This is a genomic window from Agromyces sp. S2-1-8 (assembly GCF_021129215.1).
Taxonomy (GTDB): domain Bacteria; phylum Actinomycetota; class Actinomycetes; order Actinomycetales; family Microbacteriaceae; genus Agromyces; species Agromyces chromiiresistens.
In genome coordinates, this window is record NZ_JAJOLP010000001.1 from 2,627,376 (window position 1) to 2,642,361 (window position 14,986).

15 protein-coding genes are annotated in these 14,986 nt (G+C 72.0%); 8 read left to right on the forward strand and 7 right to left on the reverse strand.

What is annotated here, in order from left to right:
* Positions 1 to 2: 2 nt before the first annotated feature.
* Entirely contained in the window at positions 3 to 665 is a 663-nt protein-coding gene (gene serB, locus LR269_RS11980; RefSeq protein WP_231431006.1) for a phosphoserine phosphatase SerB, read from the reverse strand.
* Positions 662 to 1,909, reverse strand: coding sequence for a glucose-1-phosphate adenylyltransferase (glgC, locus tag LR269_RS11985; protein ID WP_231431007.1), 1,248 nt, complete (start codon positions 1,907 to 1,909; stop codon positions 662 to 664). The genes serB and glgC overlap by 4 nt, the downstream gene beginning before the upstream one ends.
* A gap of 81 nt (positions 1,910 to 1,990) precedes the next feature.
* On the opposite strand from glgC, the gene glgA reads away from it, so the two are divergent.
* The 3 genes from glgA (at position 1,991) to LR269_RS12000 (ending at position 4,424) form a co-directional block, all read left to right on the forward strand.
* Positions 1,991 to 3,178 (forward strand): glycogen synthase, encoded by a 1,188-nt coding sequence (glgA, locus tag LR269_RS11990; protein ID WP_231431008.1) that lies wholly within the window; start codon positions 1,991 to 1,993, stop codon positions 3,176 to 3,178.
* A 49-nt stretch (positions 3,179 to 3,227) separates the two neighbouring features.
* Positions 3,228 to 4,019: an ABC transporter ATP-binding protein gene (locus LR269_RS11995; protein ID WP_231431009.1), complete on the forward strand. Its 792-nt coding sequence runs from the start codon at positions 3,228 to 3,230 to the stop codon at positions 4,017 to 4,019.
* A gap of 156 nt (positions 4,020 to 4,175) precedes the next feature.
* Positions 4,176 to 4,424 (forward strand): type B 50S ribosomal protein L31, encoded by a 249-nt coding sequence (locus tag LR269_RS12000; RefSeq protein WP_231431010.1) that lies wholly within the window; start codon positions 4,176 to 4,178, stop codon positions 4,422 to 4,424.
* A 57-nt stretch (positions 4,425 to 4,481) separates the two neighbouring features.
* Here the strand turns inward: LR269_RS12000 and LR269_RS12005 are convergent, their stop codons facing one another.
* Positions 4,482 to 5,198, reverse strand: coding sequence for an exonuclease domain-containing protein (locus LR269_RS12005; protein ID WP_231431011.1), 717 nt, complete (start codon positions 5,196 to 5,198; stop codon positions 4,482 to 4,484).
* A 145-nt stretch (positions 5,199 to 5,343) separates the two neighbouring features.
* Between LR269_RS12005 and LR269_RS12010 the strand changes: the two genes are divergently transcribed.
* Together LR269_RS12010 and LR269_RS12015 are read left to right on the forward strand one after the other, a co-directional pair.
* A complete protein-coding gene (locus LR269_RS12010) occupies positions 5,344 to 6,237 on the forward strand; it encodes an alpha/beta fold hydrolase (RefSeq protein ID WP_231431012.1) in 894 nt (297 codons plus the stop codon).
* Positions 6,234 to 7,322: a glycosyltransferase family 1 protein gene (locus LR269_RS12015; protein ID WP_231431013.1), complete on the forward strand. Its 1,089-nt coding sequence runs from the start codon at positions 6,234 to 6,236 to the stop codon at positions 7,320 to 7,322. Before LR269_RS12010 ends, LR269_RS12015 begins: the two co-directional genes overlap by 4 nt.
* A 29-nt stretch (positions 7,323 to 7,351) precedes the next feature.
* On the opposite strand, the gene LR269_RS12020 is transcribed toward LR269_RS12015, so the two are convergent.
* Positions 7,352 to 7,963 (reverse strand): histidine phosphatase family protein, encoded by a 612-nt coding sequence (locus LR269_RS12020; protein WP_231431014.1) that lies wholly within the window; start codon positions 7,961 to 7,963, stop codon positions 7,352 to 7,354.
* A 31-nt stretch (positions 7,964 to 7,994) separates the two neighbouring features.
* A complete protein-coding gene (locus LR269_RS12025; protein WP_231432331.1) occupies positions 7,995 to 8,777 on the reverse strand; it encodes a Sir2 family NAD-dependent protein deacetylase in 783 nt (260 codons plus the stop codon).
* A gap of 143 nt (positions 8,778 to 8,920) precedes the next feature.
* Between LR269_RS12025 and LR269_RS12030 the strand changes: the two genes are divergently transcribed.
* On the forward strand, positions 8,921 to 9,739 hold the full coding sequence (locus LR269_RS12030) for an RNA methyltransferase (RefSeq protein ID WP_231431015.1): 819 nt from the start codon (positions 8,921 to 8,923) through the stop codon (positions 9,737 to 9,739).
* The gene (locus LR269_RS12035) at positions 9,736 to 11,013 is read left to right on the forward strand and encodes a D-alanyl-D-alanine carboxypeptidase family protein (protein ID WP_231431016.1); all 1,278 of its coding nucleotides are present in this window, start codon (positions 9,736 to 9,738) and stop codon (positions 11,011 to 11,013) included. The genes LR269_RS12030 and LR269_RS12035 overlap by 4 nt, the downstream gene beginning before the upstream one ends.
* Here the strand turns inward: LR269_RS12035 and LR269_RS12040 are convergent.
* Positions 10,995 to 11,780, reverse strand: a complete 786-nt coding sequence (locus tag LR269_RS12040; RefSeq protein ID WP_231431017.1) for an SGNH/GDSL hydrolase family protein — start codon at positions 11,778 to 11,780, stop codon at positions 10,995 to 10,997. The two genes, LR269_RS12035 and LR269_RS12040, sit on opposite strands and share 19 nt — an antisense overlap.
* Before the next feature lie 47 nt (positions 11,781 to 11,827).
* Here LR269_RS12040 and LR269_RS12045 point away from each other — a divergent pair, with 47 nt between their 5' ends.
* A complete protein-coding gene (locus LR269_RS12045; protein ID WP_374201119.1) occupies positions 11,828 to 13,681 on the forward strand; it encodes a DEAD/DEAH box helicase in 1,854 nt (617 codons plus the stop codon).
* 69 nt (positions 13,682 to 13,750) lie between these two features.
* Here LR269_RS12045 and LR269_RS12050 read toward each other — a convergent pair whose 3' ends face one another.
* Positions 13,751 to 14,971 carry a PLP-dependent aspartate aminotransferase family protein gene (locus LR269_RS12050; RefSeq protein ID WP_255679933.1) on the reverse strand — a complete coding sequence of 407 codons (1,221 nt, stop codon included), beginning with the start codon at positions 14,969 to 14,971 and terminating at the stop codon, positions 13,751 to 13,753.
* Between the last annotated feature and the right edge of the window lie 15 nt (positions 14,972 to 14,986).

Below are 14,986 nucleotides of genomic sequence, written 5' to 3' on the forward strand. Positions count from 1 at the left end.
GCTCAGCCGCGCAGGCCGAGCAGCGCGAGCACCTGAGCGAGGTCGGGTCGGTCGACCGCGACGTCGGCCTGCGCCCTCACGATCGGCTTCGCGCAGAATGCGACGCCGAGCGCCGCGCGGTCGAGCATGCGGAGGTCGTTCGCCCCGTCGCCCACGGCGACCGTTCGGCCGAGCGGGATCGCGCTGCGGTCGGCCCATTCCTCGAGCGCGAGGCGCTTCGCCTCGGCGTCGATGATCGGCCCGTCGACCACGCCCGTGAGCCGGCCGTCGACGACCGCGAGCCGGTTCGCCCGGCAGAAGTCGAGTCCCAGTCGTTCGGCGAGGGGGTCGAGCAGCTCGTGGAAACCGCCCGACACCACGCCGACGCGACCACCCGCGGCGTGCACGCCGGCGATGAGGGCCTCGACGCCGGGCGTCGGGGTCATGCGGGTCCGCACCTCGTCGAACACGGCGGTCTCGACACCCGCGAGGGTCGCGACGCGCTCGCGCAGGCTCGCCGCGAAGTCGAGTTCGCCGCGCATGGCCCGCTCGGTCACGGCGGCGACGTGCTCGAGGCTGCCGGCGGCTTCGGCGAGCAGCTCGATCGCCTCCTCTCGGATGAGCGTCGAGTCGGCGTCGAGCACGACGAGCGGGCCGCCGGAGCGGCCTGTCTGCGCGGCGCTCACGCGTGCGTCCGGACGCGCGAGCCCTTGCCCACGACGGTGATGCCGCTGTCGGTCACGATGAAGCCCCGCGCGACGTCCTCGGCGCGGTCGACGCCGATGCGTGCGCCGGCTTCGACGACCACCTCCTTGTCAAGGATGGCGCGCTGCACCGTCGCTCCGGCCTCGATGCGTGCGCGATCGAAGAGGATCGAGTCGGCGACGTGCGCCCCCGAGCCGACGATCGCCCACGGGCCGAGGACGCTCCGTTCGACGTGCGCACCCGAGATGACGGAGCCCAGCGACACGATCGAGTCGATCACGGTGCCGAGCGAACCCCGCGCATCGCGCGTGAACTTCGCCGGGGGCGAGTTGAGCTGCTGGCTGAAGATGGGCCATTCCCGGTTGTAGAGGTTGAAGACCGGCAGCACCGAGATGAGGTCCTGATGCGCCTCGAAGAACGAGTCGATCGTTCCCACGTCGCGCCAGTAGTAGCGATCGCGATCGGTCGAGCCGGGCACCTCGTTGCGCTGCAGGTCGTAGACCCCCGCCTCGCCGCGGTCGACGAAGGCGGGGATGATGTCGCCGCCCATGTCGTGGCTCGACGAGGACTGCTCGCCGTCGCTCAGCACCGCGTCGATGAGGGCCTGAGCGTCGAACACGTAGTTGCCCATGGAGGCGAGCACCTCGCCGGGGGAGTCGGGCAGGCCGACGGGGTCGTTCGGCTTCTCGAGGAACCGGTTGATGCGCTCGGGGGAGGCGGGATCGACCTCGATGACGCCGAACTGGTTCGCGAGCGCGATCGGCTGCCGGATGGCGGCGACCGTGGCGGCGGCCCCAGACTCGACGTGCGCGTCGATCATCTGCGAGAAGTCCATGCGGTAGACGTGGTCGGCGCCGACGACGACGATGAGGTCGGGCCGCTCGTCGTAGATGAGGTTGAGGCTCTGCAGGATGGCGTCGGCCGATCCCGAGAACCAGCGCTTGCCCAGACGCTGCTGCGCCGGCACCGACGCGACGTAGGAGTTCAGGAGGCCGTTGAGCCGCCACGTCTGCGACACGTGCCGGTCGAGCGAGTGCGACTTGTACTGGGTCAGCACGACGACCTGGCGAAGGCCGGAGTTCAACAGGTTCGACAGCGCGAAGTCGATGAGCCGGTACTGGCCGCCGAAGGGCACGGCGGGTTTCGCCCGGTCTTCCGTCAGTGGCATGAGCCGCTTGCCCTCGCCGCCGGCGAGGACGATACCGAAGACCTTGCGCGCAACCATGTGCCCACTGTAACCAGCCGGCGGCGATTCGGTGCTCCCGGTTTCGGAGCGTGTCACCGGCCCCTGCGCTAGCGTTGCAGCATGCGCGTCGACCTCCTCACTCGTGAGTATCCGCCCGAGGTCTACGGGGGTGCCGGCGTGCACGCCGCAGAGCTCGTCCGCGCGCTGAGGGCGAGCATCGACGTGCAGGTGCGCTGCTTCGGCGCGCCGCGCACGGAGGCCGGCACGACCGCCTACCCGGTGCCTGCCGAGTTCGCCGAGGCGAACGCCGCACTCTCGACGATGGCCGTCGACCTGCTCATCGCCGGCGATTCCGCGGGCGCCGACCTCGTGCACTCGCACACGTGGTACGCGAACTTCGCCGGCTTCACCGCCAAGCGACTGCACGGCGTTCCGCACGTGGTCACCGCGCACAGCCTCGAGCCGCTGCGACCGTGGAAGGCCGAGCAGCTCGGCGGCGGCTACCGGTTGAGCTCGTGGGTCGAGCGGGCCGCCTTCACCGATGCCGACGCCGTCATCGCGGTGAGCGACGGCATGCGCCGCGACATCCTGCGCTCGTATCCCGACCTCGACCCCGCTCGCGTGGAGGTCGTCTACAACGGCATCGACCTCACCGACTGGGCGCCCTCGAACGACGCCGACGCCGTGCGCGCGCTCGGCGTCGACCCCGAACGGCCCTCGATCGTGTTCGTCGGCCGCATCACCCGGCAGAAGGGCCTGCCGTACCTGCTGCGCGCGGCGCGGCTGCTGCCCGCCGACGTGCAGCTCGTGCTCTGCGCTGGCGCTCCCGACACCCCTGAGATCATGGCCGAGGTCGAGGGCCTCGTCGAGGGCCTGCGCGCCGAGCGCGACGGCGTCGTCTGGATCGACCGCCATCTGCCCAGGAACGAGCTCACCGCACTGCTCACCGCGGCGACGTGCTTCGTGTGCCCCTCGATCTACGAGCCCCTCGGCATCGTCAACCTCGAGGCGATGGCCTGCGGCGCGCCCGTCGTCGGCACCGCGACCGGGGGCATCCCCGAGGTCGTCGACGACGGCGTCACGGGCGTGCTCGTGCCGATCGAGCAGGCCGACGACGGCACGGGCACCCCGCTCGACCCCGACCGTTTCGTCGCCGATCTCGCTGCGGCGCTCACGCGCGTCGTCGCCGATCCGGCGCGCGCCGCCGAGATGGGCGCGGCCGGCCGCAGGCGCGCCGAGACGCAGTTCGCGTGGGACGCGATCGCCGCCCGAACGATCGAGGTGTACGAGCGGGTGCTCGGCCGCTGACCCGACGGGTGCGCCGGAGGGCGACTTCGCTCCCGATAGCATTGGACGCATGGCGAGTGCGAGTACGGTTCTGCAGTTCCGGGATGTGTCGGTGGTCCGAGATGGCAACACGATCCTCGACTCGGTGACGTGGAGCGTCGACTCCGACGAGCGCTGGGTCGTGCTCGGGCCGAACGGTGCGGGCAAGACCACGCTGCTGCAGATCGCCGCCGCTGCGATGCACCCGACCTCGGGCAAGGCCGAGGTGCTGCAGGAGAAGCTCGGCAAGGTCGACGTCTTCGAGCTCCGCCCGATGATCGGCTTCGCCTCGACGGCGATGGCCCGCCGCATCCCGCGCGACGAGACCGTGCTCGACGTCGTGCTCACCGCGGCGTACTCGGTCACGGGGCGCTGGAACGAGGAGTACGAGGGCATCGACCTCCGTCGCGCCGAGCGCGTGCTCAAGGAGTGGGGCCTCGAGGGCTTCTCGGGCCGCCGGTTCGGCAGCCTGTCCGACGGCGAGCAGAAGCGCGTGCAGATCGCCCGTTCGGTCATGACCGACCCCGAGCTCCTGCTCCTCGACGAGCCGGCCGCGAGCCTCGACCTCGGCGCCCGCGAAGAGCTCGTCGGGCTCCTCGGCGGCTACGCCGCGTCGCCGGCGTCTCCGGCGATCGTCATGGTCACCCACCACGTCGAGGAGATCCCGGTCGGCTTCACGCACGCGCTGCTCCTGTCGAAGGGCGGCATCGTCGCGGCGGGCCCGCTCGCCGAGGCGCTCACGGCCGAGGCGCTGAGCACCACCTTCGACATGAAGATCGAGCTCACCGAGCGCGACGGGCGGTTCGCCGCGCGCGCCGTCTGAGACGTTCGCGCCTCGACTCTGCTAAACTCGTTAGCTGGCCCTCGGGGCCAGCATGCTTTCCCGCCGACGAACGGCACCGCGAAGGTGCGACACTCGCGCGGCGGGAGCTCGAACATCATCCGATCGCTCTATCAACCGAAATCCAAGGAAGTCTCCATGAAGACCGACATCCACCCCGAGTACAACGCCATCGTCTTCCGCGACCTGGCTTCGGGCGCCACGTTCCTCACGCGCTCGACCGCGACGAGCGACAAGACGGTCGAGCTCGACGGTGTCACCTACCCGGTCATCGACGTCGAGATCTCGAGCGAGTCGCACCCGTTCTACACGGGCAAGCAGCGCATCATGGACTCGGCCGGCCGCGTCGAGAAGTTCAACCAGCGCTTCAAGAACTTCGGCAAGTAATCCAGCCGAACGAAGGGGCGGGCGACCGAGGTCGCCCGCCCCTTCGTCGTCCTCGCATCAGGCGCCGGTGCGAACGCGCACGGGCCACGCGCCCGACGTCGTGAATTCGGGCTCGCCGTTGCCGCGTCGCCACGCCTGGTAGCTCTCGGCCTGGTCGCGGCACCATTCGACCTGCCGTGCGTGCAGGTCGCCGATCGCGAGGGCCGCGAGCTCGGGGTAGGCCCGCGCGATGGCCTGTGCGACCCGCCCGGCCGCGACCGCGTCGGCGCCCGCGTCGTGCGCGTCGTCGAGGCGGACGCCGTAGTGGGCGGCCGTGACCGAGAGCGTGCGCTTGCCCCTGCGGTAGCGGTCGACCGCCTTGTCGATGACGAGCGGGTCGACGACCGGGCCCGGGCCCGGCAGCGGGGCGAGCCCGTAGCGCTCGGCCTCCCGCGCGAGCACTGTGAGGTCGTACGCGGCGTTGTACGCGACGATCGGCAGGCCCCTCGCCGCGGCCGATGCGAGCTCGCCGATGATCTCGGCGACCGCGGTCGCGGCGTTCTGCCCTTCGAGCCGAGCCCGTTCGGTCGTGACGCCGTGGATGAGCGAGGCGGCCGTCGGGATCTCGACGCCCGGATCGACGAGCCATTCGCGCCGCTCGAGCACCTCGCCCGAGGCACCGAGCACGCCCACGTGCGCCGTGACGATGCGGCATACGTCGACGTCGATCCCGGTCGTCTCGAGGTCGAAGACGGCGAGGGTGTCGGCCCAGCGGGCCCCGTTCACAGCATCCATGTGCCACAGGCTATGCAGCGCCACCGTCATCACCGGTGCAGCCGATCGCGTGTCCTGACCCCGGGCCGTGCAATCCCGCGCGACGCGGCGAGCACGGGCCGCGACGCGCAGGTCGCGCGCAGTCGCCGTCCGTAGAATGGCGGGGATGATCGCCTCGCCGTACGCCTCCGCGCTCGACCGCATCCCAGTCAGGGAGCACCGCATCGACGTCGACGGCACGTCGACCGCGTGGTGGGAGTACGGCGACGCGGGCGCGCCGGTGCTGGTCCTCGTACACGGCTTCCGCGGCGACCACCACGGGCTCGAACCGATCGTGGCGCAGCTGCCGGGCTACCGCATCGTCTCGCCAGACCTGCCCGGGTTCGGTGCGTCGGCCGTCTTCGCCGACCGCGCCCACGACATCGACGGCTATGCGCGCTGGCTCGCCGCCTTCGTCGAGGCGGTCGGCCTCGACGGCGACTACGACCTGCTCGGCCACTCGTTCGGGTCGATCGTGGCGAGCGCGGCGGTGGCCGGCGGCCTCGCCCCGCGCCGGCTCGTGCTCGTGAACCCGATCGGCGCCCCGGCACTCGAGGGGCCGAGAGGCGTGATGACCCGGCTCGCCGTCGTCTACTACCGCGCGTCGGCTGCGCTGCCCGAACGGGCCGGCTTCGCCCTGCTCCGCAACGGTGCGATCGTCCGGGTGATGAGCGTGACGATGGCCAAGACCCGCGATCGCGAGCTCCGTCGCTGGATCCACGACCAGCACGACCGCTACTTCTCCGACTTCGGCGACCGCGACCAGCTGGTCGAGGCGTTCCGCGCCTCAGTCAGCCACAACGTCGGCGAGTACGCGGCCGACATCGCGGTGCCGACGCTGCTCGTCGCGGCCGAGCGCGACGACGTCACTCCGCTCGAAGCCCAGCGACGGCTCGTCACGCGGTTCCCCGACGCGACCCTCGAAGTCATCCCCGAGGTCGGGCACCTCATCCACTACGAGACCCCCGGCGACGCCGCGGGCCGGATCGCCCGCTTCCTCGAGGCGGGGGAGCGGGCATGAAGATCGTCGTCGACTGCCGTTACACCCGGATCGGGCACCACGACGGCATCAGCCGCTTCACTGCGGGCATCGTGGGCGAGCTCGCGAAGCTGCATCCCGTGACGATGCTCGTGAGCGACCACCGCCAGCTCGAGATGCTGCCGCCGCTCCCGTGGCAACTCGTGAGCGCGCCGACGAGCGCCCGTGAGCCCTTCGTCGCCCGCCAGGTACGTCGCCTCCGCCCAGACATCGTGTTCTCGCCGATGCAGACGATGGGCTCGTGGGGTCGCGACTACCGGCTCCTCTTGACCCTCCACGACCTCATCTACTACGAGAACCGCACGCCGCCGCGCGACCTGCCCGCCGCGATCCGGCTCCTCTGGCGGCTCTACCACCTCGCGTGGTGGCCGCAGCGTGCGCTCCTCGACCGGGCCGACGCGGTCGTGACCGTGTCCGAGACGACCGCGGGTCTCATCCGCGAGCACCGGCTGACGCGCCGGCCCGTGACGGTCGTGCCGAACGCCGCCGACGACCTCGCCGTGCCCGACCTGCCGCGCACCCGCCCCGTCGGCCACCGGCTCGTCTACATGGGCTCGTACATGCCGTACAAGAACGTCGACACGCTCGTGCGTGCGACGGCCGCGCTCCCCGACCACGAGCTGCATCTGCTCAGCCGCATCAGCGACGAGGAGCGCGAGCGACTCACGAGGCTCGCACCGGAGGCCCGTCTCGTCTTCCACGACGGGGTGACGGACGCCGCGTACGCCGAGCTGCTCTCCGGCGCCACCGCGCTCGTGCACGCCTCGAAGGCCGAGGGCTTCGGCATCCCTCTCGTCGAGGCGATGCGACTCGGCACGCCCGTCGTCGTGAGCGACATCCCGATCTTCCGCGAGATCGGCGGTGACGCCGCGCTGTTCTTCGACTCCGACCGCCCCGAGACGCTCGTCGCGGCGCTGCGCACGCTCGACGACGGCGACGAGTGGGAGCGACGCTCGGCCGCATCGGTCGAGGTCGCGGCACGGTACACGTGGGCGAAGTCGGCGGCCGCGCTCTACGCACTCATGCAGCGGGTCGTCGCCGAACCGGGCGGCCGTCGGCGGCGCTGACGGCGGCGGCCGGAAGTCGGCGCGGCGGGTCAGCCACCGGTGCCGGTGAGCAGATCGGGCTCCGCGAGCTCGAACTCACCGGCCGCCGCGGTCACGAGGTGCACCGACCCGTTCGTGACGGTGTAGCCGGCGGAGGGCAGCGTCCAGCCGCTCAGGTGGAGGATGAGGGAGTGGATCACGCCGCCGTGCGACACCACGACGACACGGCCGCCGGGGTGCGCCGCCGCGATCTCCGCGAGGGCGGCGCTCGAGCGCTCGATCACCGAGGAGCGCGTCTCGAGCCCCTCGATCGTGGCCGCCTGCGCCTCGACGGCCGCACGGCCCGCATGGTCGAGCCCCTCGAGCACGCCGTAGCCCCGTTCGGCGAGCGCCTCGAGATGTCCGAGCACCGGCGCGCCGAGCTCGGCGGCGATCAGCTCGGCGGTCTCCGACGCCCGCGAGAGCGGGCTCGCGTAGACCGCGTCCCAGTCGCTGTCCGATGCGGCGAGCGCGGCGCCGGTGTCGACGGCCTGGCGGCGTCCGGTGTCGTTCAGCGGGATGTCGGTGCGCCCCTGGATGCGGCGCTGCACGTTCCAGTCCGTCTCACCGTGGCGCACGAGCGCGATCGTCACCGGTGCGGCACTCGTCGAGGCATCCGTCATGTCGACGACTCTCGCACGTCGGGCGGCGGGTTCACGAATCGAGCGCGGTCGCGAAGGCGGCGAGCGTCTCGCTCGTGCCGGCGTCGATCTTCACTGCGGCCCGGGCGTCGCCCTTCGTGGCGCCGCGGTTGACGATGACGACCGGGCGCCGGCTGCGGCGGGCCTGCTCGAGGAGCCGCATCCCGGAGTTCACGACGAGCGAGGAGCCCGCCACGAGCAGCACGTCGGAGCCGGCGACGAGCGCGGCGCCGGCGCGGAACGTCGGCACCGGCACGAACTCGCCGAAGAACACGACATCGGGCTTGAGCACGCCGCCGCACACCGTGCAGACGGGCACGCGCATCGCCTCGACGTCGTCGATCTCGACGTCTCCGTCGGGGTTGAGCCGCACCGCGCGATCGGCGTCGAGCCACGGGTTCCGCACGGTGAGCTCCTGGGCGATCGCCTGCCTCGCGTAGTGCTGCCCGCACTCGAGGCAGACGACCCGGTCCATACCGCCGTGCAGCTCGACGACGTGGCGGCTCCCGGCGCGCCGGTGCAGGCCGTCGACGTTCTGCGTCACGATGCCCGACACCGCCCCGGATGCCTCGAGCCGGGCGAGCGCCCGGTGGCCGGTGTTCGGCGCGGCCGCCGCGAAGTCACGCCATCCGAGGTGGCTGCCGGCCCAGTACCGCTTGCGCGCCGACTCGGAGGAGAGGAACGTCTGCACCGTCATCGGCGTGCGAACGGGCGCCCCCTCGCCCCGATAGTCGGGGATGCCCGAGTCGGTGCTGACGCCGGCGCCCGTGAGCACGGCCACGCGCGCGCCCCGCATGAGCTCGATCGCCTCGTCGATGCCGGTGGCCTGCGCCCGGCCGATCGCCTGCTCCAAGTCGTCTCCCTTCGACACCCCTGAGAGTAAACGCCGTCGTTTTCCGGATTGTTTCACGGGCTGGCACTCTTGAGGGGAGGAGATCCATGCACATCGAACGAGTCCGCGACGCGGCATCCGATGCCGTCGCCGATTACGCGAGGCTCACCGACGTCGCGCTGCGCAGCGTGCGCGAGCCCGAGGAGGGCCTCTACATCGCCGAATCGGCGAAGGTGATCCGGCGCGCCATCGCGGCCGGCCATCGACCTCGCTCGGTGCTCATGGAGGAGAAGTGGCTCGACGGGCTCGCACCCGTGCTGGAGTCGTTCGACATCCCGGTCCACCTCGGCGACCCCGACCAGCTCGAGGAGATCACGGGCTACCGCGTGCATCGGGGCGCGCTCGCCGCGTTCGAGCGCCCCGAATTGCCCGAAGTCGCGTCGCTCGTCGCGGGCGCCCGCCGGGTCGTCGTGCTCGAGGACATCGTCGATCACACCAACGTCGGCGCCATCTTCCGTTCGGTCGCGGCGCTCGGCGCCGACGCCGTGCTCGTGTCGCCCCGATGCGCCGATCCGCTCTACCGGCGCAGCGTACGCGTCAGCATGGGCACCGTCTTCCAGGTGCCGTGGACCCGGCTGCCGGAGTGGGACGAGGCGGCCGAGCTGCTGCACGGGGCGGGGTTCGAGATCGCCGCGCTCGCCCTGGCCGACGACGCCGTCGCGCTGCCCGACCTCGCCGCGGCGGCGCCCGAGCGCCTCGCCCTCGTGTTCGGGGCGGAGGGCGACGGCCTCAGCCGACGCGCGCTCGCGGCCGCCGACCGGGTCGTGACCATCCCCATGCGCCACGGCGTCGACTCGCTCAACGTCGCCGCCGCCGCGGCCGTCGTGCTGTACGCCGTCGCCGTCGAACCCGAGGAGGCCCGATGACGACGACCCCCGATCCCGCCGAGCGGAAGCGCGTGTACCGGCGCCGTCGCATCGCCGTCTTCGGCACGCTCGGCGTCGTCCTCGCGCTGGTCGTCGGCGGCGGGGTGTACACGGCGAACGCGCTCGGGGCCGCCGTGCCGGCGGCATCGCCCGTCGTCGAGCAGCCCGAACCCCTGGCCGCGCCGGCGCAGGCGCTCGACCTCCCCGGCTTCGGGGGCTACGCGGTCGGCGCGGTGGGCTTCGACGGCCTGCTCGCCGCGGGCGAGCCCGACCGGCCGATGGCGACCGCGAGCATCACGAAGGTCATCACGGCGCTCACGATCCTGCAGGACCACCCGATCCCGGCGGGCGAGGGCGGCCCCGACATCGAGTACACCGAGGCCGACATCGACATCTACTGGGACATGATCGCCCAGAACGGATCGGTCGCGCCCGTCGAGGCGGGCTCGACGCTCAGCCTCAAGGAGAGCCTCGAGGCGATGCTGCTTCCCTCGGGCAACAACTACGCGATCTCGCTCGCGAACTGGGCGTACGGCTCGGAGGCGGGTCTCGTGACCGCCGCGACGACCTGGCTCGCCGACCACGGGCTCGCGAACACGCGCATCGCCGATTCGAGCGGGCTCTCGATGGACAACATCTCGACGCCGGCCGACCTCGTACAGCTCGGCGAGCTCGCCCTCGCGGAGCCGACGCTCGCCGAGATCGTCTCCACGAAGTCGGTCGACATCCCCGAGCTCGGAAAGCTCGACAACTCGAACAAGCTGCTCGGCACGCACGGCGTCGACGGCATCAAGACCGGCACGACCGACGACGCGGCGAACCTGCTCTTCTCGGCCGACTACGCGGTCGGCGAGCAGACCGTCACGGTCGTCGGGGTGCTCCTCGGCGCCGAGAACCACGCGGTCCTGCGAGAGGCCGTCGCGACGCTGCTCGACAGCGTCGCCCCGGGGTTCCACGAGGTCGCCCCGCTCGAGGCGGGGCAGGAGCTCGCGAGCTACGAGACGCCGTGGGGCGACACCGCGAAGGCGCGTGCCGCCGACGGCGCCTCGCTCGTGGTGTGGAGCGACACGCCGGTCGAGGTCGAGGTGCACGCGAAGCCCGTGACCGTCGCGGCCGAGGGGGCGGACGTCGGCACCGCGGTCGTGCGCTCCGGCGACCGCGAGATCACGGTGCCGCTCGTGCTCGACGCCGAGATCGACGATCCCGGCACCTGGTGGCGGCTGGCGAACCCCGACGGCCTCGCTCAGAGCACCGCTCAGTCGGGCAGCGAGTAGGGGCCCGCCTCGGGGCGCTTCGCCGTGATGAAGTCGCCCGACGACTGGTGGCGGATGCGCCGGACCACCCACGGCACGAGGTACTCGCGCGCCCACGCGAGGTCTTCGACCCGCGCCTGCCGCCACGTGGTCAGGGGCAGCGGCTCGGGCGTCAGCGCATCGAGGTCGTTCTCGACGTTCAGGGCTGCGAGCACCATCCGCGCGACCGTGTGGTGTCCGAGCGCGTTGAGGTGCAGCCGGTCGGGAGCCCACATCCGCGGGTCCTGGATCTCCGAGAGCGCCCACTGGTCGGCGACGATGCAGTCGTACCTCGCCGCGATCGCACGGAGATTCTCGTTGTAGATCGCGACCTTGCCGCGGATGCCGCGGAACACGGGCGAGAAACCGACGTCGACGCCGGTGAAGATCACGATCGTGGCGTGGTCGCGGCTGAGCCGGTCGATCGCGTACTCGAAGCGCGCCGAGATCTCGTCGGGATCGGTGCCGGGCCGGATGACGTCGTTGCCGCCCGCCGAGATCGTGATGAGGTCGGGCCGCAGCGAGAGCGCGGGCTCGAGCTGCTCGTCGACGATCTGCTGGATGAGCTTGCCCCGCACCGCGAGGTTGGCGTAGGCGAAGTCCTCGGTGCCCTGCGACAGGACCTCCGCGACGCGGTCGGCCCATCCGCGGTGGCCGCCCGGCACGGTGGGCTCGGGGTCGCCGATGCCCTCGGTGAACGAGTCGCCGATCGCGACGTAGCGGGACCAGGGATGCTGCTGGGTGACCATCCCTCCATTCTGCACAGAACGGGGTACGGGCGGGTGCCGGTTCGAGGATGTCGCAGGGCTCCACTACCCTCGAACCAGTGAGTACCGCGACGCCTTCAGGAGCCCAGCCGGGCACCTCGGCGGCCGAGCACCTCTCACCGTCGTTCCCCGAGCGCGCCGCATGGGGCACCGCGTCGAAGCTGCGGGCCTGGCAGGCCGAGGCCCTCGATCAGTACCTCGCCGAGCTGCCGCGCGACTTCCTCGCCGCTGCGACCCCGGGCGCAGGCAAGACGACCTTCGCCCTGCGCCTCGCCGCCGAGCTGCGTTCGCGCCGCATCATCGACCGGTTCACGGTCGTCGCGCCGACCGACCACCTCAAGCGCCAGTGGGCCGACGCGGCGGCCAGGGTCGGCATCCGCCTCGACCCCGGATTCCGCAACGCCCACGGCCGTTCGGCACGGCACTACCACGGCGTCGCCGTCACCTACGCCCAGGTCGCGATGCGTCCCGCCCTGCACCGCGAACTCACCCTCTCCGGCCGCACCCTCGTCATCCTCGACGAGGTGCACCACGGCGGCGACACGCTTTCCTGGGGCGACGCGATCCGCGAGGCCTTCGAGCCTGCGACGAAGCGCCTGTCGCTCACCGGCACGCCGTTCCGCAGCGACACCGCTCCGATCCCGTTCGTGAACTACGCACCCGACGCCGCGGGGGTCCGCCTCTCGCAGACCGACTACTCGTACGGCTACGGCCGCGCCCTCGCCGACGGCGTCGTCCGTCCTGTCATGTTCATGGTCTACGCGGGCCACATGCGCTGGCGCACGAAGGCGGGCGACGAGATGGAGGCGAAGCTCGGCGAGGACAACACGAAGGACATCACCTCGTCGGCCTGGCGCACCGCGCTCGAGCCGACCGGCGAGTGGATCCCGGCGGTGCTGCAGGCGGCCGACCGGCGCCTGACCGAGGTGCGGCACTCGATCCCCGACGCCGGCGGACTCGTGCTCGCCACCGACCAGACCGTGGCCCGCGCCTACGCCGAGATCCTCGAGCGGATCTGCGGCGAACCGGTCACCGTCGTGCTCTCCGACGACAAGGCCGCCTCGAACCGGATCGAGGAGTTCTCGGGCAACGACCGTCGGTGGATGGTCGCGGTGCGCATGGTGTCCGAGGGCGTCGACGTGCCGCGGCTCGCGGTCGGCGTGTACGCGACGAGCTCGTCGACCCCGCTGTTCTTCGCGCAGGCGATCGGCCGATTCGTGCGCGCACGCCGGCGCGGCGAGACGGCGTCGGTCTTCCTGCCGAACGTGCCCGTGCTCATGGCACTGGCCTCCGAGCTCGAGCGGGCCCGCGACCATGCGCTCGACCGTCGCGACGGCGACGGCGATGACGACCCGGGGCTCGACGACGGTCTGCTCGAATCCGCGAACCGCGAAGACAAGGCGTCCGACGAGCTCGCCGACGAGTTCACGTGGCAGGCGATCGCGTCCGACGCGAGCTTCGACCGGGTCGTCTTCGACGGCACCGAGTTCGGCACGCTCGCCGAGCCCGGCAGCGACGAGGAGTACGACTTCATCGGCATCCCGGGGCTGCTCGAACCCGAACAGGTGTCCGAGCTCCTGCGCCACCGCCAGGCGCGGCAGGCCCGCCGTCAGAGCGAACGACGCAAGCACGCGGCATCCACCGAGGGCGTGTCGGGCGACGGCGACTCGGTCGAGCCGGTCGCGCTGTACCGGACCCTGAAGGAGCAGCGCTCGCTGCTCAACAGCCTCGTCGGCCTCTACGCGCGACAGAACGGCCAGGCGCACTCGATGGTGCACGCCGAGCTCCGTCGCGCCTGCGGCGGTCCCGAGGTCGCACAGGCGACGGTCACGCAGCTGCAGTCCCGCATCGAGCTGCTCCGGCGGAGACTCGGCGGACGCTGATCGTGGCGGGTTCGCCCGGGACCCCGACGCTCGGCGTCGAACCGGCGGTCCCGGGCGATCCGATCCAGGTCAGCCAGCCGAGACCCGCGCCACGGCCTCGATGCCCGCGATGACGGCCGCCGCGTCGAGCGCGCTCATCAGGTCGTCCGTGAGGTCGTCGACGTGCTCGAGGCCGATCGACAGCCGGACGACGCCGTCGCCCGGCTTCGCCTCGCCGGCGACGGGCCGGTGAGTGAGTGAAGCGGGATGCTGCACGAGCGAGTCGACACCGCCGAGCGACACGGCATGCGTGACGAGCTCGCACGCCTCGGTGAACGCGACCGCGGCGTCGAACCCTCCGGCGAGCTCGATCGCGATGATCGAGCCGGCACCCTCGAGCTGGCGGCCGAGCAGGCCCTGCGGATCCTGGCCGGGCAGCCCCGGGTAGTGCACCCGGCCGACCGCGGGGTGGGAGGCCAGGCGATCCGCGAGCACCGCCGCCGACGTCTGCTGCGCGCGCACGCGCAGGGGGAGCGTGCGCAGACCGCGGTGCAGCAGATAGGCCGCCATCGGATGCAGCAGCCCGCCGGTGAGCGCGCGCACGCGCCGCAGCCGTTCGACCCACTCGCGGTCGGCTGCCACGACCCCGCCCATGACGTCGCCGTGGCCCCCGAGGTACTTCGTCGCGCTGTGCAGCACGAGCCGCGCGCCGTGCTCGGCGGGACGCTGCAGCACGGGGGTCGCGAACGTGTTGTCGACGAGCACCGGCACCTCGCCCGCGACGGCCGCGAGCCGGCGCAGGTCGACGAGTTCGAGGGTCGGGTTCGCCGGCGTCTCGACGACGACGAGACCCGTGTCCGGGCGGATCGCCGCCGCGACCTCGTCGACCGTCGCCCAGGTGACGTCGGTGCCGAGCAGGCCGCTCTCGAGCACATGATCGGTGCCGCCGTAGAGCGGGCGCACCGCCACGATGTGCGGCCGGCCCGCCGAGGCGGTCGCGATGAGCACGGCGGCGAGTGCCGCCATGCCGCTGCCGAAGGCGACGGCCCCGTCGGTGCCCTCGAGCCCGGCGAGCGACTCCTCGAACCGGGCGACGCCGGGCTGCCAGAGACGCTGGTAGACGGCCGAGCGGCCATCGCCGAGGTCGTGACCGGTGGCGAGCTCCTCGTACGAGAGCCCGCCGGTCTCGACCGAGCCGAGCGGGTTGGTGGTCGAGAAGTCGATGACGGGCACATGGGATCCGCTCTCCCGGACACCGCGCATTCCGCCGTGGACGGCGCGGGTCTCGAGATGCGACGACGATGTCTGCATGGCAGGAACGAAAGC